This window comes from Bradymonas sediminis, from assembly GCF_003258315.1.
GTDB classification, from domain to species: Bacteria; Myxococcota_A; Bradymonadia; order Bradymonadales; family Bradymonadaceae; genus Bradymonas; species Bradymonas sediminis.
On sequence record NZ_CP030032.1, the window covers coordinates 3,532,185 to 3,555,254 of the forward strand.

Genomic DNA, 23,070 nt, shown 5'->3' on the forward strand with positions numbered 1-23,070 from the left:
TCAAGACAGCCAGCCCAGCCCACGCGCAGCGACGGTTCGCCATAAGGTCGCCTGTGCGCTGTACAATCGCGCTTTTTTCGCGGCAAGCAACACTGCCAACACTCGCATCCCCGAGCCCCAAAAAATGACAATAGAAATCGAACAAACGAAAGTCCTGGTCAGCGCCTGCCTGCTCGGGCAGCGCGTGCGCTATGACGGAGGGCATTCCGAAAGCGGGGCGAAAATCCTGGCCCAGTGGCGCGCCGAGGGCCGCGTGGTCGCGTTCTGCCCGGAGGTCGCCGGCGGCCTCGGCACCCCGCGCCCGCCCGCCCAGATCGTGGACGCCAACGGCGACGATGTCCTCGACGGCAAGGCGCGGATCCTGGATGAAACCGGCGACGACGTAAGCGCGGCGTTCCTCGCCGGCGCGCAGGCGACCCTCGAGGTTGCCCAGAAAGCAGGCATCCGTGTCGCGATCCTCAAGTCGAAGAGCCCTTCTTGCGGAAGCCAGCGAATCTACAACACCCTGCCCCAGGCTGACGGCTCCGCCACCTCGGCCCTGGTCCCCGGCATGGGCATCACCACCGCCCTGCTGCGCCGCCACGGCATCGAGGTCTTCAACGAGCACCAATTCGACCAGGCCCTTGCCTACCTCGAATCACTTCGCCCCAACCCATGACATCTGTCATATCAGCGCGCCAAGCGCCGCTCACGCCGGCCGATCACCCCCTATTTCTCTCGACAATCACAGACTCTGCGGGCATAGTAGGGCTCTAATGATACCCAACGAGAGCGCCGCTATTCGGGACTAACGCCCAATATCGTCGCGATGATATGCCCTGAGCCCGATGCCTCCCAACGTCGACCCTGAAAACACGGATCCCAAGCGCCGACTTTCTAAAGGCTGGTCGATGCCCTCCTTCGAATTCATCGTGGAGTCCATCGACGAGGGCGTCCTCCTATGCGATTTGGAAGGGTGCATTTTTTATGTAAATCAGCGCATGGCGAAGATGCTCGGGTATCGCGTCGAGAAAATGATCGGCGAAGAACTGTTTGATTTTATGACCCCTCAATGGGCGGCGGCGGCGCGAGAGAACCTCGCCCGGCGCGCGCTCGGCGTGGCCGACGTCTTCGAGCACGAGTTTCGACATCGTGACGGCCACGCCCTCCTGACACTTGTCGCAACTCGGCCAATTCGAATGGAAGACCTAGAAAGTTACGAAGCCTCCCTGGTGGCGGTCACCGATATCTCCGAGCGCACCCAGGCCATCGAGATGCTTCGACGCTCCGAAGAGAGCTTTCGCACGCTTAGCGAAAATTCCCCCGACGGCATTCTCATCCACCGGGATCTGAAAATCCTCTACGCCAACCCGGCCCTGGCGAGGCTGCTGGGGTATCAATCCCCCGAGGAGCTCTGCGCGGTACCGATTCGAGATATCGCCCGCGATCAGGATATCGCCTCGCTGCCCGAGCGGATCGCACACGCCAACCCGAATACCACAATGACGCCCTTTGAGGAGCATCAAATTCGGCGCAAAGACGGCACAGTCATCCTGGTCGAGACCGCCCATTATCGGGGTCTTTACGCCAATCAAGCGGCCGTCATATCGGTGCTGCGCGACATCTCAGCCCGAAAAGAGCTGCAGTCGAAGACCATGCAGCTCGACCGTATGCTCGCCGCTGGCACGCTCGCGGCGGGCATCGGCCACGAGATCAATAACCCCCTGGCCTTTATTTCTGGTCACCTCGACCTGGCGCTCGAGGAGGTCATCGGCGATCTGGCGCTCATCGAGGACACCCCGCCCGAGCTGCCGCTCGCGCCGGAGCACCGCCAGGAGCTGATCACCTCTATGCAAGACATCAAGCATAGCCTCGAGGTCGCTCACCGCGGCAGCATGCGGATTCGCGATATCGTCGAGAACCTGCGCCTCTTTACCCGCGAAGAATACGAAGCCCCCTACCCGGTGGAGCTCATTGACGTTCTAGAGTCGACCATCCAAATGCTCGGCGATGAGTTACCCTCCAGCACCCAGGTGATTCGCGATTTCGGTGAGGTGCCCCCGATCATCGGCTACGAGTCGGGGCTCGGCCAAGTTCTGCTCAACCTGCTGATCAACGCGGCCCAGGCGCTCCAAGAGGTGGAGCGGGCCCAGCGCGAACTTAAGATCTCGGTCTACCAGCAGGAAGGGGCGGTTTTCATCAATATCTGCGACACCGGCGGGGGCATCTCCCCGGCGAATATCGCGCATATATTTGAGCCATTCTTCACCACCAAACCCCCGCATCGCGGCACCGGCCTCGGCCTGACGATCAGCAAAAAACTGATGACGCGCATGGGCGGCACATTAGAAGTGACCTCGCGCCCAACCCGCGGCACCTGCGCGCTCCTGTGCCTAAAGCCCGCCCGCTGACCCCGAATCTCGAAGCCAGGCGGGCGGGCGGACGTCTCAGACCTCAAGCCACTCGAGCTCGACATCATCGCCGAGATTGTCGAGCAGATAATATTTGAACTCCGAGCGAATCTCGGCCTCCACCTGACGAATACGCTCCTTGGACACATCCCAGTCGCGCCCCAACTCTTTGAGGGTCTTGGCGTCATCGACAATCATCCGCTCGTGCCAGATGGCGCGGGTGCGCGGGCGCGTCAGGGATTCGCCGAAGTCGCGGATCACCTTCTCAATCTGCGAGGAGATCTCGTGCCGGGCGACGGCCTCCTCCGGGCCCACTCGGTCACTGGCGAGCAACTGCCCGACGGTCGTGCCATCGTAGCCTTTGGCCGGCGCGTCGAGGGCCACCGGCGGCGCGTCGAGTTGCGTCCCCACCCGAACGACCTCGCTGACATCAACCTCCAAATACTCGGCCACTTGCTCGGAGGTCGGCTTGATCCCGCGCCGGGTCAACTCGCGCCGGGCTTTTTTGAGATTATAGAATAACTTCCGCCCCGCCCGTGACCCACCGATGCGCACCGGGTGCACAAAATTCATCAGGTAATTCAGGATCATCGCGCGCACCCAATACTGGGCGTAGCTGGTAAACTTCACGCCCCGATGCGGGTCAAAACGCGTCACCGCCTCGGCCAGGCCCACGTTGCCTTCCTGGATGAGATCGAGCATATCAACCCAGCGACGCTTATATTCTTTGGCCAATTTCACGACCAGGCGCAGGTTGGTCAGCACCAATAATTTGGCCGCGTCCATATCGCCCTCTTCCACATAGCGGCAGGCGAGCAGGTGTTGCTCGGCGGCCTCCAGGGGCTCGACCCGGTGCAGACGCGCCATATAGGTCGACACGGCGTCTCCGTCCGCGGTCGCGTTGACGCTGGAGAGTCGGTTGGCGGTCGCAAGGTCGAGCAACCCCACCGAAACATCCCTGCCCGCGGGTGCTCGCCTCGCCGATTTATGAGTCCGGGTCCGCTTTTCCACCAGAGGCCCGTTATAATTGTGCAGCGGGCTGGGTTGGGTCGCTTCTGTGCGCGTCGCCGAAAAACTCATTTTGATCCTTTCTGATGGGTTTTATAAATAAAATACAACTCACTGGCTAATTGGAGTGTCGCGCCGTGCAGGCGCGCTACTTCAATAAATTTCTTCCTCTATAAAACGCCCGACCCCATCGAGGGTCGACATAGACGAAGATTCGCAATTAATACCGATGGGGTGAATAACTTAGCACGCCAGCGAAGAAGTCAAGCAGAAAGCCCAAACTTTCTTTGGGCGCCTACCAAAACCCCGGCGCGTACCGCGCATTAAAACGCCCCAAACCCCTGCAGACTGCGCAATAAAGCGTGCAGGAATTGACAGAATGAGGCGCAGCGCATTAGTAGACATAGGATGAGTTCATGCGACTAAAACACTCCGTTTCCCCGGCCACCTGCGATGACACAGAGCGCACAAGAGATGACCCAGACCGACGACTCCCTGCACAATACCTTCACGCTGGCGAAATTCGCCGAGAAAACCGATGAGGGGTTCGAATTTGAGACCGCCTCGGGGACCCGGGTCCGCGTGGATCTCGACGAGTTCGACCAGGGCTTCCCCTACGCGGCGGGCGAAGAAGTCGAGTTGCTCGTGGAGCAGCCCTGGGCCGGGATGTGGAAGGCGTCGGTGCGCAAGGCGGCGCAGTTGCGCTTGTGGGAGAAGATGAAGACGATGGCCGCCGAGAACGCGGTCGTTGAGGGCGATATTGTCGGCTTCAACAAAGGCGGCCTGTCGGTGGATATCGGCGTGCGCGCCTTTTGCCCCAAGAGCCAGATCGACATCCACCGCGTCAACGACGCCTCGCCCTACCTGGGGCGGCGCGAGAAATTCCAGATCATCCAATTCGACGAGAAACGCTGTAACGTGGTGGTGAGCCGGCGCAACCTTTTAGAAGGAAAGCGCAAGGAGCAGCGCAAGCAGATCGTCGAGGATATCGAGCCCGGCCAGGTCTTCACCGGCGTGGTGCGAAATATCAAAGAATACGGCGCCTTCGTCGACATCGGCGGCATGGACGGCCTGCTGCATATCTCGAATATGAGCTGGGGGCGCATCGACCATCCGTCGGAGATGGTGCGCCCGGGTGACGAGATCAAAGTGACAGTGCTTGATTTCGACCCCAAGAAGAAGCGCTTGAGCCTGGGGCGAAAGCAGATTTTGGACAACCCCTGGACCGACATCGAAGAGAAATACGCCGCCGGCGATATCGTCAGCGGCAAGGTCGTGAGCCTGGCGGATTTCGGCGCGTTTATCGAGATTGCCCCCGGCCTTGAGGGCCTGGTGCACGTGACCGAGCTGTCCTGGACCCAGCGGATTCATCACCCCCGCGAGGTCCTCGAGCTCGGGCAGGAAGTGCGCGTCAAGATCTTGAGCGTCGACACCGACAGCCGCCGCCTGAGCCTGTCGGTCAAGCAGCTCGAGGAGAACCCCTGGGTGAAGCTGACCGAGACGCTCAAGCCCGGCGAGGTCGTCAGCGGCCCGATCCGCACGATCACCGACTTCGGCCTCTTCGTCGAGGTCGCCGCCGGGGTCGAGGGGCTGGTGCATATCAGCGATATCTCCTGGAACGAGAAGGTCGACGACGCCAACACCCTCTATAAGGTCGGTGAGTCGGTCGAGGTAAAGATCCTCGACGTCGACGTCGAGAATCAGCGCCTTGGGCTCGGCATTAAACAGTTGAGCAACGACCCCTGGCAGGACGCCGCGGACCTGGCCAAGCCGGGCAAAAAGATCAAGGTCACCATCACTCGCATCACCGACTTCGGCGCGTTTGCCGAGATCAGCGAGGGCGTTGAGGGCCTGATTCATATCTCGGAGTTGGCGCCTGAGCGCGTCGAGAATGTCCAGCAGGTGGTGCGCCCCGGGCAGGAAGTCGAGGCCCTGGTGGTCAGCTTCGACCGGGCGAACCAGCGCATCGGCTTGTCGCTCAAGCGCGACGAACTCGAAGAGACCACCGCGCGCGAATACTCCGACGATGAGGGCGCGACCGCCAAGCTCGGCGATATCCTGCGCGACCGCCTCGGCCTGCTCACCACCGAGCAGGATCCGGGCGAAGACGCCGCCGCCGAAGACGACGCCAAAGAGTAAGACGCATCACGGCGCATAAAAGAAAGAGGCTGGCTCGGAGCAATCCGGGCCAGCCTCTTTTCGTTCGACTTCAAGCGCTTACTCGAGATATTCGCCGCGCAATTCTTCGAGATAGAGGCGGTCTTCCTCGGAGAGGTCCTCGGCAGACACAGCCTCCTCACCGTCGTCGAGGCCACCTTTTTTGCGCCCGCGCCAGCCGAAGAAATAGATCGCGACCAGGCACAACAGCAGCGCCGCGAAGATGATGCCGAGCAGCATATAATCGTCTTCCGCCGGCGGCGCGACCACGCGGTATTTCTCGCCGATATCACCGACGATCGTGTCGATGATCTCCTGCTTCGGCATGCCCTGGAGCGCCATCTCCTGGATGTCCTGGCGCACCTCGGAGGCCTGGCCCGACGGGCACATCTCCAGGGTTTTGCCCGGGCAGAAGGGGCTGTAGATCTCCTGGCCGATCTGCTGAGACAGGGTCGACGCAGCGCCCGGGGTTCGAGGAGCGGCGGCCGAAGCGCTCGCGCCCTCAGGGGGCGCGGCGGCGACCGGGCTCACGCTCCCGACGGAGAGTATCATGAGCAGGAAAACCGCCGCGATTCGCCGCATATGATGCGCCGGGCGAGTCGATGGGGCCTGCTGAGTCATGCGTTTCATTATCTATATTCCTTGCGTTTCAATGCCGCGTTCGAGGTGCGCCCGCGCGTCTGGACTCATCGGCGAGTCGCCCTCGTGTGATTCATTCGGGATGCATCATCCAACAAATTCGGCGTCGATCGCGTCGGTGCCCAACCAATCGCGCAGAGCGCGGCGCGCGCTGTCGGACGCATCTTCGCGGGTGCGCAGCCGGTAGGTGTCGGCGGGCGGCGTCCCCAGCTCGACCCTATATTCGCGCAACACGCCCCGGCGAAAGAGGTGGAAGCTGACCAGGTCGCCCGGGGCTTTATCGCCCAGCAGCTGGGCGAAGTTCTCGCCGGTAACTTTGGCGCCGTCGATGGCGATGATCTCATCGCCAGGGTAGATGCCGCCGGCCTGCGCGGGGCAGCCGGTCGGCACTGCGCTGACGAGCAATTGCCCATTTTTATTCGAGGTCTTCGCGCCCAACCAGCCTTTGGTCGGCGCCGCGCAGACCCGCTCAATCTCAAGCCCCATCGGGGCCAGGTAGGTGTCCCAATTGATCGGGTCCACCCCGCGGATATAGGCGTTGAAGAAGCCATCGACCTCGACGCCGGTCGCGTCCTCGATGATCTGGGCGTAGCCCCCCTCGGGGTAGCCAGAACCGTCGGCCTTAAAATAATGTTCCCACAGATGCTGCAGGACGGTGTCGAGCGACTTCTCCCCGCCCGTCTCCACCCGAATCTTCATATCGAGCAGCGCGCAGATCAGCTCTCCCTTTAGATAATAGGAGACCGTGGAGTTGACCGTATTTTCGTCCGGTCGGTACAGCTTAATCCAGGCGTTATAGCTCGACTCCTCCAAGGATTGCTGGAATCGCCCGGGGATTTGCTCGTAGTGAAAGATCCGCTCGAGCAGACGCTCCAGATAGGAGTTCGCGTCGAGGAAACCCGCGCGCAGCAGGCCCAGGGTGTCGTAATAGCTGGTGACGCCCTCCACGGTCCACAGGTCGCGGGTGTAATTTTCGTTCTGATAATCGAAGGGCCCCAGCACCTCGGGGCGGATGCGCTTGACGTTCCACGCGTGGAAATGCTCGTGGCAGACCAGGCGCAAGAAGTCGAGGTAGCCGTCCTGGCGGCTGCCGGGTTTGTCGCCGCGGCGCAGGTTGTTGCGCGCGTAGAGCAAGGCGGTCGAGTTCAGGTGCTCAAGCCCGCCCCCGCCGGTGTCGCTGAGCAGGGTGATGAAGAGATAATCTTCGTAGGGGAGCTCGCCAAAGAGCGCCCGGTTGGCCTCGACGATCTTCGGCAGGTCCTCGCGCAGGGCGTCGCGGTCGACGTTCGACTCCCCCCATAAGATCATCTGGTGGGTCTTTCCCTCGACCTCGAATTCGATCGGGCGATGCACGCCCATCTGCACCGGGCAGTCGAAGAGGATGTCGAAATTCGGCGCCCGGAAGCGCTGCTGGGTCACGCCGACCGGCTCCAGGCCGGTATAAACATCCCACCCGGAACCCTCGGGTGCCACGATCTCGACCTCGACCTCTTCGTCGGTGCGCCCCTTGGGGTAGAGGTAGGTCGAGACGCCGTTGAAGAAGGCGTGGGTGTCGTCGACGTGGTTGCCGCGCACGTTGAGGTCGTGGGCGAAGACCTCGTATTCGACCGCCAGGGCGTTGCGATTGGCGGCGTCGATGCGCCAGGTGGCCTTGTCTACCTTTTGCACGCGGCGGCGGTCGCCGTCGCTGTCGAAGGCGCGCAGGTTCTGCACGTGACGCGCGTATTCCCGGACCAGATAACTCCCCGGGCTCCACACCGGCATGCATACGTCGACGGACTCAACCTCGCCGAGCCCCTCGATTTCGAGGCGAATATGCAGCAGATGGGTGTGGGGATTTGGGACAGAAACTTTAAAACGAATTAGCGCGCTCATAGGGATCGCCTTGGCGAATCAGTGCCGACAGTGCGGACGTTCGGAGGGAAGGTTCGACGGGCGCCTCGATTGAGCGCCCCAATCGCCCTATGCTTACATCAGCCGCGCTAAATTTTGAAGTCTTCCGCCGCACCCTAGCCGACTTCTCCTCGCCGAGCGCCCTTGCCCCGGAGTCGCCCCCCCCAACATTGCGCCCCGGCACCCCTGGGAGAAGATGCCGGAGCGGTGTCGACGCCACCTAAGATGACGCGATATGCGCCGAAGTTCAGACCGGTCGCCTGTCCGCGCTGGAGTGATACTCCCGGTAGACCGGGCGCCCCGAGACCTTCGCCTTCGCGTGGGAGTCGTCGTTATAGAGCATATTGATGAGCTTGCCGCCGACCGCCAGGCCGCTGAGCAACAACCCGCCGCCGAGCGCGATCACCCCGACGAGCCCGAAGGTAAAACCGGCCCCCACGCCCAGCAGGGACAGCACGCCTAGCACCGCCGCGCCAAGCCCGGCGACCATCTGCATAAACGCCCCGCCCTTGATGGACTCATTGGCCACCCGCTGCTTGAAGCGCGGCGCCCCGGAGGCTGAGATGACCAGGCGACTCAGATGCATGGTCGCCGCGGCCCCGAAGGCCATCGCGCCGCCCAGGACGATCAACCCGACCGGGATGAGCGTCAGGCTCTCCACCCCCATCATCGCCAGCACCCCGAGCGCGACGCCCGCGGCGCCGCCGATCGTCTCGGCGGTGATGCCACCGCCGGCCTGCACCGCCCCGCTGGAGGTGTCCGACGTGCTGCTACTCAGAATGTCCGAATATTTGGCCCCCATGCTGCCGCCGGCGATGATCAACCCGGCGCCCACCGCGACCATGCCGATGGTCGTAAAGAGCATCGGCATAAAGCCGATCAACCCCAGGATACCCAGCGTCGCCGCCCCCGCCCCGAGCACCACCCCGACCATCGAGCCGCCCGCGATGACCTCCGCGGTGTCCTTATCGACGACTTCGATATTTGATTTGGATGCGTCGAACTCTTCCTGAAAGACTTCGTAATGGGTCTCGCGATTGCGCAACCCCTGCGGATGCTCCGCGTGTATATGATCGGAGGGCTTATAGCCTTCTCCGTCTCGTGGTGTTCCGGAAACGCTCATCTGAGCCTCCTCTTGGATATGATTGACTGGCCGTTGCGGCCGATGTTGAATAGAGAACGCACAACCCCAACAATAAAACCAATCATATCAAGGACTTAGAACCACACCGCATCAAGGCTAAGCACCGGGAACGGGTGAACAAGGTGGGCCCAGGGCGGCGGCGCTTAGAAGGTGCCGAGGAGCGTCAGGCCCGGACGGGTGTCAAAGATGGTGGGGGAGACGGAGAAGACAAAGGCGGGCGGCTCATCCACGAGTTCCGGCAGGCCGACGGTCTCGACCGGGTCGGGCTCGCCCCAGCCGTAATGAAGAACGCGCGGAAGCACCCAGCCTGCCGCGACACCCATACCCCAACCGAGCAACATATCGGAGGGGTAGTGCTGCTCGCTGGCCACCCGGGCGAGGCCGTTTCCCACGGCGTTCACGATCATTAGGCCGCAGGCGATGTCGTCGGCGAGCCCGCCACCATAGAGGGGAAGATGCCCGTGGTGCAGACAGGTTAGGCCGGCCACAGCGGTGGCCGTGGCGGTATGCCCGGCGATGAAGCTGCGGGTGTATTCAACGTTTTCGGGGTCGCACAGGTGCCCCTCGCGCTGGGGGTCGGAGCAGTTGACGCCTGTTGGCCGCACTCGCCCGACAAATATCTGGGTCCCCCACTCCACCGCCGCCACCACCGCGAGCGACTCGAAGTCGATCCAGGACATCTTCCAGGCCACGTCCCAGCTATTGTCGTGCAAGAGTCCCGGTAGAAGCGCCGAATCCACCAGGCGATAGGCCATCGCCCCGTAGAAGCTCAGGTCGCTGGCCTTGCGAATATTTTCATTGGCGGGGTTTGAGCGCACGGCCAGGTGGTCGAGCACGCTCTGCTCAAAATCGGAGGTTCCGACCCAGTTGGCCGGCGGCGGGCGCACCAAAAATCGGGCGCTGAACCCGCCAGCCATCAGCACCAGCGCGCTGGGGTATTCCCAGCTTCGGATGCCGCTCCATTCGTCTTTCCACACCAACTGCCGGGTGGCCAACGAGCCCTGGCGCGCCTCGGGTTCCGGTTCGGGCTCGGGCAATGGCAGCGGAGGCCGCGTTTTTGTCGGCGCATCACGCGCGGGCGATTGGGCCAACGCCGGCGCCGCGTTGGCGACACAGACCATCATCGGAATCAGCGCAACCAGGCGGGTCGGATTCATGGAGGGTCCAATCACAGGGCATTCAATATACGTGGGCAAATGGTCATGCGGCCGGCCGGCGGCAACTGAATGCCCCCGACGATATCGCTCTCCCGGGCCTATTTTGGTCTTCTAAAACCATAGCCGCGTCGCTCCGGGCGGCAATCCCCGCGACCATCGCGCGTCAAAACAGCCGGACACACAACCTCATAACCTGTTGAAATAAAACGAAGAACTTGACCCTCGACGCCCCGTCACCATAATCAAATCTGTAGTCGCGATGGGACGCTCCGTTTTGGAATAGTCTCAAACCGAGTGGGTTCCAAAGAATCCGGACATGGCGTAATCAACCATGGAAGGAAGCTCGTAGCTCTCACTCCATGCGGAAACGACGCGGACGCCTTCTGGCCCGCCAGCCAGAACCCGAAAGCGCACAGCCCGCATAAGTTTCTGACCGTAAATTCCGACGCAGATTGTCCACTTGAAATCTGGGCAACCGACGAAGGAGCAAAGGCCCGACGCAACTACGAAGAAGAGGCCCCGGTGCAGCGGCGAGAGCCAACGCATTGGGGTCTTTTTTTTGTCTCTCGGCTCTGCTTCTCTGAGCGCCCCGACCAAACGCTCCCTCGCGCGATACCCCGAAGGCAAAGACCCATAACCCACTGAAATCAAAAGAATAACTTGACCATCACCGCCCCGTTACCATAATCAAATTTGTAGTCGCGATGGGACGCTCCGTTTCGGAAAGTCTCAAACCGAGTGGGTTCTAAAGAGTCTGGACATGGCTTAAAAAACCATAAAAGAAACTCATAGCTCTTGCTCCATGCGGAAACGACGCGGACGCCTTCTGGCCCGCCAGCCAGAACCCGAAAGCGCATGGCCCGCATAGGTTTTTGACAAAATATTTCCGACGCCGATTGTTCACTTGAAACCTGAGCAGCCGACGAAGAAGCAACAAAACCCGACGTAACTACGAAGAAGAGACCCCGATGCAGCGGCGAGAGCCAATGCATTGGGGTCTTTTTTTTGTGCACCATCGTCGAAAATCGTGCCCCCCCAGGATTAATTTGGTCCACTCATAAGTTGGAATGACCGACCCTATGCGCGCCACAGGTGAACAACCCTTCACCAGCAGCAAACAAACATTACCCAGTGGCGAAAGAATATTGACAGACGAATTCAAAGTCTCTATTACTCGCGTCAACTGAGCTTTCGCCACAGGTGAAAACTATTTCACCATCAGCGAAAGCATCGGCTCGAGCCTCTCGAGAAGACCTACGAAGGGCGATCGCAATGAAGGCTGGCGCAAATAGAACCGGCTCAGCTCCCAATTCACGGTATTCTGCGCCCATTTGAGCCCTCAAGGACTCCCATGACGCCTTCGACGAATCGACAAACGCTTAGGGGATGCTGATTAACCCCCAAAATATACCCCATATGCCTGGATGGTATGGGACCCAAAATAAGAATGCATCCAAGGAGCTTCAGCATGCATGAAAATGAAAATCACCAGCTTTTAAATGACCTACACAAACGGGAAAAAAATGACCCAACCCACGCGGCAGCGTCTCGGTCGCTCCGAGGCAAGGGAAATGATTCTCGAAGCGGCAGCGCGCGTCTTCAATCAGAAGGGACGCGCACTCACGGTCGAGGATATCGCTCAGGAAGCGGACTACTCGACCTCGGCGCTCTACAAACACTTCTCGAACAAAGAAGACATCCTTCACACCCTCTGGGTGCAGGTCGGCGAGCGCATGGCGGAGATCTTCCAGAGCGAGCCGCCGGTGGAGCTTCACTTCACGAAGAGACTGAAATGGACATTTTACGGCATGGCGAAGATGGCCGAGGACACACGCGAGTTCTTCCTGGCCGGCATGGCGAACACGCCGATGGGCGCGGTGGGCTGCGAGATGGAGAGCGCGTATATGGACCACTATCGGACCATGCGCAGCTCGATGATCGCGCTGATGCAGCGCGGCATCGACGAGGGCGTGCTCAGGCCCAACCCGGCGGAGCTCTACTCGATGGCACTGGGCGGGCATCTGCACTCGGTGGTGATGCATTGGGCAATTCACGGCCCGTATCCGCTCAAGCCCAAAATCGACCAGTTGCTGGAGATCTTCCTAACCGGCGCCGCATGCGAAGAAGTGCGCAGCAGCATCTTGGCGCAGTCGCCGCGGCCCTGACGCTGCTTGCAGCGCCGGCGCTGGCGAGCGCTCAGGACGAGGCGGCCCAGGACGCCCCGGCCCAGGCAGGAGAAACAAAGGTTGTCGAGAGCCCCTCGCAGGCGGGTGGTCGCGAGTCCGCCCCGCTTGAGTCGGTCCCGCGCATCAGCCTCCAGGAGGCCCTGGACGTAGCCACGGGCAAGCACCCGAACCTCGAGCAGGCCCGCGCCGCGATGAAGGTCGCCGAGGCGAACCGCAAGAAAGCACGCGCCGGATTCGGCCCGACGCTCTCCGCCGAGGCTTCCGCCCAACTGTGGAACGAAGAGCTCGCCTTCGACATCGGCATGGGCGGCGGCGACGCCCCCCAACTTCCGCCGCCGTCGACGCCCTATGAGCAGATCATCGCCGGCATGTTCGCCGCCCCGGCCGAGCCGACCGTGATTCGCTCGCAATTTACCTGGAGCGCCTCGATCACCCTGGCCCAGCCGCTGACCCCCTTGTGGATGGTCTATCACGGGCATAAGGCGATGGTGATCGGCGAAGAAGTTGCGGAAAAGCAGCTCACTCAGGCCGAGCGTGACCTGGCCAACCAGGCCGCGGTCTCGTATTTCCGCCTGCTTCAGGTCCAGGCCTCGCTCGATACGGCCAATCAGTCGGTCGAGCGCCTCAACGCCCAGGTCAGCCAGCTCGAGGCATTGGTCGCCGCCGGCGCCGCTAAGAAAGCCGACAAGCTGCGCATCGAAGTTGCGGTGGCTGCGGCCAAACAAGAGGTCGCCAATTTAAAGGCCGCCATGCGCATCAGCCGCTCCGCGCTGGCGGTCGCGCTTGGTGCCGACCCCAGCGAGCCCATCGACGCCAGCCCGCTGGGCCAAGTCGATCTTCCCGACGTCTCCGGGTCCCCCGATGCCGCCGTGGAGGCCGCGCTCGACGCGCGCCCCGAGCTTCAGCAGCTCAAATTGCAGATGCAGCAGGCGGACCAGGCCATCAAGGTTAAGCAGGGAAATTATATCCCGCAGGTCGTCGCCATGGCCCAATATTCGCACTCCGAAGGCCAGGGATTAGCCGGCAGCGACAGCGCATTTGTTGGGCTGGCCGCGAGCTGGGATATCTGGAAATGGGGCGCCGACTATTATGACGTCGACGCCGCGCGCGCCCAGCGCCTGCAGCTCGACTCCGCCTACACCCAGGCGCGTCGCCAGATTGGCCTGCAGGTGCGCAGCGCCTGGTATGACGTGCAATCGGCCGCCGAAGGCTATTCGGTCGCCACCAAGGCGGTCGCCCAGGCCGAGGAAGCCTATCGCATCGAGACCGTGCGCTACGAAGCCGGTGAGTCGACGCCCACCGATTTGCTCGCCGCGCAATCCGCGCTCACCGAAGCCCAGAACAATCAAAATAACGCGCTTTATCAGACACTTATAAAGAATACCGAGTTCATCTACGCGACGGGTCGCCCGTTGACGGTCGAGAGCTTGCTCGAAGGAGTAAACCAATGAAAATGACCCAGAATCGATGGAAAATGACCGCCTTGCTCTGCGTCGCGATCTTCGCCGCAGGCGTGACCGGCTGCGATAAAAACGAAGAAAAGGTCGACTTGCCGACCAAGAGCGCCAAGGCCGATGCGCCGAAAGCCGAGGCGTCGAAAAAGTCGACCGCCGCAACCCAGAAGCCCACGCTTGAGAACGACACCACGAGCCGCCGCTTCACCGGCTCCTTCGAGCCCCAGCGCACCACCAAGGTCGCGGCGAGCGTGCCGGGGATCATCCGCGAGGTCTATGTCGTGGAGGGTCAGCGCGTTGAGAAAGGCGACAAGCTCATCAATATCGACGCCCAAAATTACCGCCTTCAGGTGAACCAGGCCGCGGCCGCGCGTGACGCCGCCCAGGCCCAGGTCGACACCCTGCAGGTCGAGTTCGAGCGCGCCACCAAGCTGCGCGAAGACGAGGCCATCGCCGCCAGCCAGCTCGACCAACTCACCGGTCAGCTCGCCGGCGCCCGCGCCCAGCTCGCCCAGGCCAAGGTCGGCGTGAGCATGGCGCGCACCGCCCTGGGCGACGCGCTTATCCGCGCCCCCTACGACGGCGTCATCACCATGGTTGACGCCGCCGCCGGCGACTTCGCCGCCCCGTCGCCCGCGCCGCTTTTGATGCTCGCCGAGGTCCAGAAGCTCAACCTTCGGGTCTCGATTCCCGAGCAATATAGCAGCCAGGTTTCGGTCGGCGACACCCTCTATGTGCGCGTCGACGCGCTCGATGAGTCGATGGAGCTGCCGGTCACGCGCATCAACCCGATGATCGCCCCGCACTCGCGCGCCTTCGACGTGCTCGCTGAGCTCGACAATAGCGATCTTAAGGTGCGCTCCGGCATGTTTGCCAAGGTCACGCTCTCTAAGAATGAACTCGCCCGCGGCGACGAAGCCGCCGCCGTTCCGGCCGCCAAAGCAGCAGACGCCCCGAACGCGCAGGCTGACACTCAAACCGCGGATAGCGACGAAGGTGAAAAATGAAATTATCAGACGTTAGTGTAACGCGCCCGGTCTTTACGACCATGATGATCCTGGCGCTCTTTGTTTTCGGCATCTGGGCCTATCCAAAGGTCGGTGTCGACGAATATCCCGAAGTTGAATTCCCGTTCGTCACGGTCATGACGATTTATCCCGGCGCGGACCCGGGCTCCGTGGAGACCAAGGTCATCGACGTCCTTGAGGAGGCCATCAACTCCGTCAGCGGCATCGAGGAGCTGCGCTCCACGAGCTCCGAGAACGTCGGTATGGTGATGGTCCAATTCGAGCTCGACCGCGACGTCGACCAGGCCGTCCAGGACGTGCGTGATAAGGTCGCGTCGGTGCTCGGTGATTTGCCCGAAGATATCGACCCGCCGATTATTCAGAAGTTTGATATCGGCGCGGCCCCGATCTTGTCGCTGGTGGTCTCCGGGCCGGAGTCGGTCCGTGAGCTGACCCGTATCGCCGATGAGGTCGTGAAGACGCGGATCCAGACGATCCAGGGCGTCGGTAATATCGACATCGTCGGTGGTCAGGAGCGTGAGTTCCAGGTCAAGCTCGACCCCATCGCCCTGCAGCGCTACGGCATCGCGGTCGAGGACGTCGCCCAGACCATTGGCGCCCAGAATATCGCGATTCCCGGCGGCCGCGTTGAATACGGCGGCGCCGAGTTCTCGATTAAAACCGAGGGTGAGGTCTTCAGCGCCGCAGAGTTGGGCAACCTGGTGATCGCCAAGATCTCCGGGCGTGTCGTGCGCGTCTCCGACGTCGCCGATGTGCAGGACGCCCAGGAAGAGAAGCGCTCGCACGCGGCGCTCAACGGCGAATCCGCGGTCTCTTTGACCATCCAGAAGCAGTCGGGTGGTAACACCGTTGAGGTCGCAAAATTGGTGCGTGAAGAGATCGAGGAGATCCGCCCCCTGCTGGGCGAAGGCATCGAATTGACGGTGCCAGTGGATAACTCGGTGCGCATCGAGGCGTCCATCGACGCGGTTAAGTTCGACCTGGTCTTCGGCGCCATCCTCGCCATCTTGATCATCATGCTCTTCTTGCGTGACTGGCGAGCGACCTTCATCTCGGCGCTGGCGCTGCCGACCTCGGTCATCGCCACGGTGGCCTTCATCTATATGATGGGCTTCACGTTCAACACGATGACCATGCTCGCGATGACGCTGTCGATCGGTATCCTTATCGATGACGCCATCGTCGTTATCGAGAATATCCATCGCCATTTGGAGATGGGCAAAAGCGCGATTCAGGCGGCGCTCGACGGTACCGCTGAGATCGGGCTGGCCGTCCTGGCGATTACCGCCTCACTGGTCGCGGTTTTCGTGCCGGTCGCGACAATGAAGGGTATCCTTGGGCGCTTCTTCTTCCAATTCGGTCTGACGGTTGCCTTCGCGGTGACCATCTCGCTGTTCGTCGCGTTCACCATCACGCCGATGCTCTCGGCGCGGATGCTCAAGGTCGAGCATAAGCAGGGTAAGATCAGCGCCATGATCGAGAAGATCATGGTCGCCATCGACAATATCTACGAGAAGATCGTCAACTTCGCGCTGCGCCACACGATCACCACGCTCGCGCTCGGTATCGGCTCCTTTGTCGCGGCGATCGCGCTGGCGGGTCTTATCCCCTTCGAGTTCTTGCCCGCCGAAGATAACGGCGAGTTCGAGATCTTCGTGGAGATGCCCGCGGGTACCCCGCTGGAGACCACGATGGAATACGTCGAGACGGTGACCGAGCGCGTGCAGGCGATGCCTGGCGTCGAGCTCACCTTCGCGACCATGGGTAGTGGCGCCCAGCAGGAAGTCCACAAGGGTCGCATCCGCGTCAACCTTATCGACCGCTCCGAGCGAAGCTTCACCCAGAACGACGCCATGGAGCATGTGCGAAAAGAGGTCAGCAGCCTCAAAGGCGCAAAGATCGCTGTTGAGCCCGCCGGTGGTATCGGCGGCGGCGGCGAGCGCCAGGGCGACGTGCAATTCCTCTTGCTCGGCAACAATTATGACGAGCTGAACGAGTCGGCCGATCGCCTCATCGAGCGGCTTAACGCAGAAGGCGGCTTTGTCGACGTCGACAAGTCTTCTCGCGACGGTAAGCCCGAGGTCCAGATCCTTGTGGACCGCGAGCGCGCCGCGGAGTTCAACGTCCCGGTGGCGATGGTCGGCTCGGCCATCCGTATGCTCTACGCCGGCCAGAAGGTCTCCGAGATCTCGACCGACGGCGAGCGCTACGACGTCCAGGTTCGCCTGGCCGAGGAGCACCGCCTCAACCCGACCGAGATCCTGGACCTCACGGTGCGCTCAACCACCGGACAATTGGTGCCGCTGTCCAATATTGTCGAGGTGCGCGAGGGCACGGGCCCGACCCAGATCGACCACTTTAACCGTCGTCGACAGGTCACGGTTTTGGCCAACCTGGAGGGCCTCGCGATGGGCGACGCTATCCAGCTCGTCAACCAGGTCTCCGAGGAAGTCTTGCTCCCCGGCGTGCGCCTTGAGCTGAGCGGACAGGCCAAAAACCTGGCCCAGTCCATGGGCTATATGCTCGAAGCCCTCATCCTGGCGATCGTGTTGATCTACCTGATCCTCGCCTCGCAATTCGAGAGCTTCGTGCATCCGCTGACCATCATGATCGCGCTGCCGCTGTCCTTTGTCGGCGCGCTCGGCGCCCTGCTTGTCACCGGCATGACGCTCAATATCTTCACCATGATCGGCTTTATTATGCTGATGGGACTGGTGACCAAGAACGCGGTGCTCCTGGTTGACTACGCCAACCAGTTGATGCGCGAGGAAGGGATGAGCACCTTCGACGCGCTGGTCCGCGCTGGTGTTGTGCGTCTGCGCCCGATTCTCATGACCACCGCGGCCATGATCTTCGGTATGACCCCGGTCGCCCTGGGTGGCGACGAGAAGTCCGCCATGGCCGTGGCCGTTATCGGTGGTCTTATCACCTCGACGGTGCTGACCCTGGTGGTCGTGCCGGTGGTTTATCTGCTCATGGATAAATTCACCACATTCCTCAAGGGACTCTTCGGCTCCAGCCAAGACCCCGACGGGCCCAGCGGGCCTGAGGAAGAGTTGGCCACCGCGTAACGCGCGCCGACCCGCACGCTGAGTATGCGAAAAAGCCCCCGCCGACCTGATGGTCGGCGGGGGCTTTTTCTTTCGGGCGACAACCTCGCTTATTCGGAGAGCGCCGCGCCACGTTGAATCGACTTCTCCCACATGCGCAGATACCCCTCGGCGGATTTAAAGAGCGGCTCGAGCTGGGCGTCGGTGACCCCGTCGCGGCGCACATCTTCGATAAGCTCGGGGAGCATGCCGATATGCGCCAGGCCCTCGGTATTAAAGTCGATGACCCGCTCGCCGACCTTCGGCTCGGTGAAGGTCACGCCGCCGTCGAAGGAAGCAAAGGGGTAGGTGATCGGGTTTGACTGCTGCTCGGCGCACACGCTCTTCTCGCCGAATCGCGGCCCCGGCGCGCCGGCAAAACCGTTGAGGTCAAAGCCGAAGCCGATGGCCTCAAACACGCCGGCGTCGGCCATCAGGCCCAGGCGCCGCTCCATATCCGCCACGCGCGTGCCGGGCTCATTGGGGTCCGCGCAGGCGCCGAAGTTGAACTTCGACACGCCGCCCAGGGCGTAGAGCTCGCCGTTATTATCGCCGCCGTGGGAGCCCGACGCCGGATAATCATTCTCGCTCAGAATCTCGAACGCCCGCTGGTAGGAGCGCCGCGGCAGGTGGTCAATCTCGATGATCATGCCGCGCTTCATCAGCTCGTGAATCAAGAACTCGCCGAGGTCGGTGAGCCCTGCGCTCTGGCAATAATCGCCGACCAGCGGCCCCTGGGCGAGGATGCCGATATGCGGCTTGAGCGTGTCGAAGGGAGCTTCGCCAAAGGCGCTCATATCGAAATAGGGCGCGGCAAAATAATCGGCGCGCGGCTCATTGAGCCCGCCAAATTGCACATCGCCGTGGTCAAAGCGCGCCGGGACGTCGGGGCAGTCGAGGGTGAAGTTGGAGTGATGCCCGGTCTGAATAAAGTTGCCCAGCTCGATGATGCCGCGGTGCCCGTCGCCCGCCGAGAAGCCGTTGTCGTATTTATGGACCGGGAAGATCGCGCGCACGCCCTGCTCATAATAATAGTCCAGGGCCTCCACGACGTCCTCTTCGGTGCAGCGACCGATGCCCAAATAGGGGGTCAGCAGGCAGTCAAAGAGGTTCGAGGTTTCGATGCCCAAAAGCACCGCCATCTTCCCCTCATTGATGACCTCGCGGGCGTGCTCGGGGCTCTCGACGATGCGAAACCAGCCCTCCCCGGGGCCGCCCGCCTGCGCGTCGATATAGCGCTCCATGCGGCGGGTCTCCTCGAAGATGCGGTCGACCGCCACCATATCGTTGCAGGGGTAGCGAATCGGCTGGACCCCGTCGCCGGCGAGCAGCTCACAGATCTTGGAGTTGGTCGTGGCGTGCTGCACGATCAGGCGAAGCCCGCCCAGCCGCGCGCGCTCCAGCCATTTATAATATTCGGTCTGGTGGGTGGAGCTATCGTGGGCGCTCGGCCAGTCGGTGAAGGTCGGGTAGCCGTCGGTGTGGTGGTTGAACTCGGGCAGGATGCCGGTGGCCAGCGCCCCGATAAGCGAGGCCGAGGCGAGGTCGTCGCCCTTGTCATAGCCAAACCCGAAGAGGTCTTTTCGGCCGTCGACCCCGTGAAACATCTCACAGGAGCCCAGCGCGTGCTCCACGCCCAGCGGATGAAAGGCCGACCCGTGGAAGATCCCGCCGCCGCCAAACCCGAAATTCGACAGGATATGGCTGTGCGTCTCGACGACGCCGAAGACCGAGCCGTCGTCGAATTTCTCGGTGCGCACCTCACCCTCGGCGTCGACCGACAGCTCCGGAAACTCGGCGCAACCCTCGGCCGGGTACAGGGTGATCACGTCGGCGTCCTGGGCATCTTCGACCAGGCCCTCGCCGGTCAGATAATGCCCGGACTTAAGATGGCGCACCTGAAAACGGGTGTCGTCTTTGGCCGACACCTCAAGCTCCCACTGGGCACCCGGCAGATAATCATCGTCCAGGGTCTTAATGTCGGAGAGCAGCGAATCTTTTCGCTCAAAGCCCTTAAACTGGGCGGCGTCTTCGACGACCAGATAGCGCCCGTCGGCGTCATAAAATAGATAGGTCCCCAGGTCGGAGGCCTTCATGAAAAACGGGGCCGCGTCTTCCTGGGCGTGGGTCGCAAAGGCGAAGCCGTCGCCCTCTGCGGAGACCTGCAAAAACCGCGACTCCACCGAGCCCGCCTCGCGGGCGTCCATCGAAAAACAGCCGTCGACGAACCCGTAAATGCCGTCGTTTCCCGGGTTCGCCGGCGCCTCGATGATGGGTTCATCCTGGGAAGTCGCGTCGTCACTGCACGCGACGAAGAGCAGAGCGCATAGCGGCAACATGGCCGCGCGAGCAAAATAATTCATGTTCAGGAGTTCCATTTCGCAGTGGAATGAAAAATTTACGCGATAAGCTCGCGCACCAGGCCCCCAGCCCGAGTGAATAACGAAAAGACACCTGAATTTAACGGGCAAGCGAGGGCGTGTCCATCCCGCTTAATTCACCTCTGGCCGCCCCTTCCCCAGACCACACAAATGCGCGCGCGGCGACGCCCCCCCCCATAACAGGCAGTTTTTTGCCCAATTCAAGCGAATTCCGCAAATAAATCGAATCTCGAAAGAACGCCTCATCTCATCGCATTCGCCGTTTTCGGCGGCGCATCTTCGCCAAAGCCCTCCCCGCCCAAACCCCGGCCAGTCCGAGTCGAGGCGCGATTTTGCGACAGATTCGAATCATTCCCGGATCGGCGTAAAATTACCGTTCAACCCAACCAAGGGCCCTAAAACAACAAAATCACCCGAAAATCCATTTTACCTTCGCTAAACTCTCTGCTAGGCAGAGCCGCTGCCAGGCTCCCTTGACATTATTTTGAGGGTGACTTGGTTGAAAGATCCGAGAGCAACCCGATGACTTTTGATGTTGTTTCGTGACTTCGAAAAGTGATGTTGCCGACGACGGTGAACCCTATGTCTATGATTAAATTAATGCTCGTAAGCGCGATGTTTGCCCACTACCAGGCGGGCGAGCAGGTGGAGATGCCGGCGATTGAGCTCCCCCCGGTCCAGCAGGTCGGGATGGCTTCGTGGTACGGCAACGGGGCGTGGCACGGGAGCATGACGGCCAATGGGGAGGATTTCGACCCGAGCCGCTTTACCTGCGCCCATCGCAACTTGCCCTTCGACACGCTGGTGCTCATCGAGAATCCGAGCAACGGGTATCGGGTGTGGTGTCGCATCAACGACCGCGGCCCCTACGGGCTCAACACACCGTCGGGCGAGTGGACCTTTAAGGTTTCAAGCTCGCACGAAGAGGATTGGCGTGGCATCCTCGATATGTCGATTGCCACGGCCGAACAGCTCGGGACCATTCAGGTCGGGCTGCAAAAGGTGCGCCTGCGCTATTGGGCGCCCGAGCGTGACTCCGGATTTAACCTCGCAGTGCTCAACCCCTAAACACGAAGTTCACCCCGATATTTTGTCGCGTATTTTAATGAGGGCATGTCTTTCTTGCGGTTCTACTCAATTAGAACGATAATGCCCTCCGCGCGCTCGCTCCTAATGCGAGCACTTCTTCCTCCGAAGCCCCTACGCCATCGTGAATAAAGCAGTATATTCAGCGATTCGTCTCGCGACCATTGCCACCGCCATGAGCGCCCTGACGGGTTGCCAAACCATGCAAGGCTGGCTCAACACCGAGAGCGAAGCCCCGATTGCGGGCTCCAATCAGACTCCTGAGTCGAATGCCGACCGGGCGTTGAGGTCATCTGAACACGCGACGGCCATCGCGCTTGAGCGCGCGCGCGCCTATGCGCAGGGGCGCGCCGACGCTTATTTCGCCGACCCGGCCAAGAACGATGTCGACACGCCAAGCCAGGCGACGATGCGTACGCTGGAGCGAAAAAAGGCCCGCCCGGCCGGCAATCCGCTCGAATTGATCAACCCCACGATCGCCGACGCCCGCGTCGAGCTCAGCGCCGACCTGCGCGGCGCCTATCGCGCTTCGGTCAAAGAGGACGACGACCCTGAGATCTTCACCGGGAATTTCTCGTCCAAGCCCGGCACTGAGCTGGTGGTCTTTAAGCCGGGCAAAGAAGTCGTCGTCTACAGTAAGGACTCCCGCATCGCCCGACTGCCGCTCTCCGGCGACGCTGCACCCGAAGCCTTCGCCGAGCTGGGACTCGAGCTCGACCCCAGCGGCGTCCAGGCCGTCGACATCGTCCAGGACAACACGCTGCAGTTGCTCACGCACCGACGTATGCCCACCGAAGACGGAACCTTCGCCTATAAGGTAAGTGTTCTAAAGGTGATCGGTCCGTTTATCGGCGAAGTCTTCTCCCACACCCTGGCCACCAGCGAGACCGAAGATGGCCCGCTGACCCGCGTGGGAACCTATGAGTTCCTGCGCGGCGAAGACCACCGCGACATCCGCTGGATCCCGGCCGATGACAACGGGGAGTGGCAGACCGACCAGGCGGTCGTGCTCAAATGGAACCAATGGGAAGGGATGTACCGCGTCCCCGCCCCGCCCGCCGCAGCCCCCAAGCGCAACCAAATCCAGGTCTCCGAGAACTCGGCGCCGCACACTCCCACCAAGGCTACGCTGCCGACCAGCGCGGCTCTCTCCCCCCGTTATCTCAGCACCAATCCAGGCTAGGAATCACTCGTGGTCTTAATCGTTCGATGCTTCAAATGCGGCCAACAGGACGTCCGACTCATCGTGGGTGGACGCTCGATTATTCACGCCCGCTGCCACAGCTGCGGCGCGAATTTGCTCGAAGAGGTCATGGAATTTGAGGCCGAGATCGAGGCCGCCGCCACCGGCAGCCTCCACACCACCGCCGAGCACCAGGCCGTGTCGAGACCCTCCAAGGACACGTCTTCTCTCGAGGAGAAGACCTCGACCGTGGTCACCGACGACGAACCCTGAGC

Annotated in this window: 16 protein-coding genes; 10 read left to right on the forward strand and 6 right to left on the reverse strand. The window is 61.6% G+C overall.

The window, feature by feature from the left end; all coding sequences use genetic code 11:
- The first annotated feature begins 124 nt into the window (after window positions 1–124).
- Complete coding sequence (locus DN745_RS13340; protein ID WP_111335574.1) at window positions 125–658, forward strand: 2-thiouracil desulfurase family protein; 534 nt, start codon at window positions 125–127, stop codon at window positions 656–658.
- Window positions 659–890: 232 nt separating this feature from the next.
- Entirely contained in the window at window positions 891–2,390 is a 1,500-nt protein-coding gene (locus DN745_RS13345; protein WP_162687662.1) for a PAS domain-containing sensor histidine kinase, read from the forward strand.
- Between the two features lie 36 nt (window positions 2,391–2,426).
- Here the strand turns inward: DN745_RS13345 and DN745_RS13350 are convergent, their stop codons facing one another.
- Window positions 2,427–3,332, reverse strand: coding sequence for a sigma-70 family RNA polymerase sigma factor (locus DN745_RS13350; RefSeq protein WP_162687663.1), 906 nt, complete (start codon window positions 3,330–3,332; stop codon window positions 2,427–2,429).
- A 519-nt stretch (window positions 3,333–3,851) separates the two neighbouring features.
- On the opposite strand from DN745_RS13350, the gene DN745_RS13355 reads away from it, so the two are divergent.
- Window positions 3,852–5,537, forward strand: a complete 1,686-nt coding sequence (locus DN745_RS13355) for a 30S ribosomal protein S1 (protein ID WP_133621840.1) — start codon at window positions 3,852–3,854, stop codon at window positions 5,535–5,537.
- A 78-nt stretch (window positions 5,538–5,615) separates the two neighbouring features.
- Here the strand turns inward: DN745_RS13355 and DN745_RS13360 are convergent, their stop codons facing one another.
- From DN745_RS13360 to DN745_RS13375, 4 genes are all read right to left on the reverse strand, one after another.
- On the reverse strand, window positions 5,616–6,185 hold the full coding sequence (locus tag DN745_RS13360) for a cytochrome c-type biogenesis protein (protein ID WP_111335582.1): 570 nt from the start codon (window positions 6,183–6,185) through the stop codon (window positions 5,616–5,618).
- Between the two features lie 96 nt (window positions 6,186–6,281).
- Window positions 6,282–8,069, reverse strand: a complete 1,788-nt coding sequence (locus DN745_RS13365; protein WP_111335584.1) for a M61 family metallopeptidase — start codon at window positions 8,067–8,069, stop codon at window positions 6,282–6,284.
- Between the two features lie 265 nt (window positions 8,070–8,334).
- Window positions 8,335–9,210: a hypothetical protein gene (locus DN745_RS13370; protein WP_133621839.1), complete on the reverse strand. Its 876-nt coding sequence runs from the start codon at window positions 9,208–9,210 to the stop codon at window positions 8,335–8,337.
- A 164-nt stretch (window positions 9,211–9,374) separates the two neighbouring features.
- Window positions 9,375–10,388 carry a phosphatase PAP2 family protein gene (locus DN745_RS13375; RefSeq protein WP_111335588.1) on the reverse strand — a complete coding sequence of 338 codons (1,014 nt, stop codon included), beginning with the start codon at window positions 10,386–10,388 and terminating at the stop codon, window positions 9,375–9,377.
- A gap of 1,571 nt (window positions 10,389–11,959) precedes the next feature.
- Here DN745_RS13375 and DN745_RS13385 point away from each other — a divergent pair.
- The 4 genes from DN745_RS13385 to DN745_RS13400 are packed head-to-tail and all read left to right on the forward strand — an operon-like array spanning window position 11,960 to window position 18,127.
- Complete coding sequence (locus tag DN745_RS13385; protein WP_162687664.1) at window positions 11,960–12,553, forward strand: TetR/AcrR family transcriptional regulator; 594 nt, start codon at window positions 11,960–11,962, stop codon at window positions 12,551–12,553.
- Window positions 12,505–14,025: a TolC family protein gene (locus tag DN745_RS13390; protein ID WP_162687665.1), complete on the forward strand. Its 1,521-nt coding sequence runs from the start codon at window positions 12,505–12,507 to the stop codon at window positions 14,023–14,025. Before DN745_RS13385 ends, DN745_RS13390 begins: the two co-directional genes overlap by 49 nt.
- Entirely contained in the window at window positions 14,022–15,035 is a 1,014-nt protein-coding gene (locus DN745_RS13395) for an efflux RND transporter periplasmic adaptor subunit (RefSeq protein ID WP_111335596.1), read from the forward strand. Before DN745_RS13390 ends, DN745_RS13395 begins: the two co-directional genes overlap by 4 nt.
- Window positions 15,032–18,127 carry an efflux RND transporter permease subunit gene (locus DN745_RS13400; protein WP_111335598.1) on the forward strand — a complete coding sequence of 1,032 codons (3,096 nt, stop codon included), beginning with the start codon at window positions 15,032–15,034 and terminating at the stop codon, window positions 18,125–18,127. Before DN745_RS13395 ends, DN745_RS13400 begins: the two co-directional genes overlap by 4 nt.
- Before the next feature lie 89 nt (window positions 18,128–18,216).
- Here DN745_RS13400 and DN745_RS13405 read toward each other — a convergent pair whose 3' ends face one another.
- Window positions 18,217–20,508 (reverse strand): amidohydrolase family protein, encoded by a 2,292-nt coding sequence (locus tag DN745_RS13405; RefSeq protein WP_162687666.1) that lies wholly within the window; start codon window positions 20,506–20,508, stop codon window positions 18,217–18,219.
- A gap of 600 nt (window positions 20,509–21,108) precedes the next feature.
- On the opposite strand from DN745_RS13405, the gene DN745_RS13410 reads away from it, so the two are divergent.
- From DN745_RS13410 to DN745_RS13420, 3 genes are all read left to right on the forward strand, one after another.
- Window positions 21,109–21,594 (forward strand): septal ring lytic transglycosylase RlpA family protein, encoded by a 486-nt coding sequence (locus tag DN745_RS13410; RefSeq protein WP_162687667.1) that lies wholly within the window; start codon window positions 21,109–21,111, stop codon window positions 21,592–21,594.
- Between the two features lie 193 nt (window positions 21,595–21,787).
- On the forward strand, window positions 21,788–22,795 hold the full coding sequence (locus tag DN745_RS13415; RefSeq protein ID WP_111335604.1) for a hypothetical protein: 1,008 nt from the start codon (window positions 21,788–21,790) through the stop codon (window positions 22,793–22,795).
- A 9-nt stretch (window positions 22,796–22,804) separates the two neighbouring features.
- A complete protein-coding gene (locus DN745_RS13420; RefSeq protein ID WP_111335606.1) occupies window positions 22,805–23,068 on the forward strand; it encodes a hypothetical protein in 264 nt (87 codons plus the stop codon).
- Window positions 23,069–23,070: the final 2 nt, after the last annotated feature.

Bases quoted from the DNA above. Each gene is read 5' to 3' on its own strand.
- DN745_RS13400 (WP_111335598.1), top strand. From the start codon at position 15,032: ATGAAATTATCAGACGTTAGTGTAACGCGCCCGGTCTTTACGACCATG.
- DN745_RS13370 (WP_133621839.1), bottom strand. From the start codon at position 9,210: ATGAGCGTTTCCGGAACACCACGAGACGGAGAAGGCTATAAGCCCTCC.
- DN745_RS13355 (WP_133621840.1), top strand. From the start codon at position 3,852: ATGACACAGAGCGCACAAGAGATGACCCAGACCGACGACTCCCTGCAC.
- DN745_RS13375 (WP_111335588.1), bottom strand. From the start codon at position 10,388: ATGAATCCGACCCGCCTGGTTGCGCTGATTCCGATGATGGTCTGTGTC.
- DN745_RS13365 (WP_111335584.1), bottom strand. From the start codon at position 8,069: ATGAGCGCGCTAATTCGTTTTAAAGTTTCTGTCCCAAATCCCCACACC.
- DN745_RS13410 (WP_162687667.1), top strand. From the start codon at position 21,109: ATGTCTATGATTAAATTAATGCTCGTAAGCGCGATGTTTGCCCACTAC.
- DN745_RS13405 (WP_162687666.1), bottom strand. From the start codon at position 20,508: ATGAATTATTTTGCTCGCGCGGCCATGTTGCCGCTATGCGCTCTGCTC.
- DN745_RS13395 (WP_111335596.1), top strand. From the start codon at position 14,022: ATGAAAATGACCCAGAATCGATGGAAAATGACCGCCTTGCTCTGCGTC.
- DN745_RS13360 (WP_111335582.1), bottom strand. From the start codon at position 6,185: ATGAAACGCATGACTCAGCAGGCCCCATCGACTCGCCCGGCGCATCAT.
- DN745_RS13345 (WP_162687662.1), top strand. From the start codon at position 891: ATGCCCTCCTTCGAATTCATCGTGGAGTCCATCGACGAGGGCGTCCTC.
- DN745_RS13390 (WP_162687665.1), top strand. From the start codon at position 12,505: ATGCGAAGAAGTGCGCAGCAGCATCTTGGCGCAGTCGCCGCGGCCCTG.
- DN745_RS13340 (WP_111335574.1), top strand. From the start codon at position 125: ATGACAATAGAAATCGAACAAACGAAAGTCCTGGTCAGCGCCTGCCTG.
- DN745_RS13385 (WP_162687664.1), top strand. From the start codon at position 11,960: ATGATTCTCGAAGCGGCAGCGCGCGTCTTCAATCAGAAGGGACGCGCA.
- DN745_RS13415 (WP_111335604.1), top strand. From the start codon at position 21,788: ATGAGCGCCCTGACGGGTTGCCAAACCATGCAAGGCTGGCTCAACACC.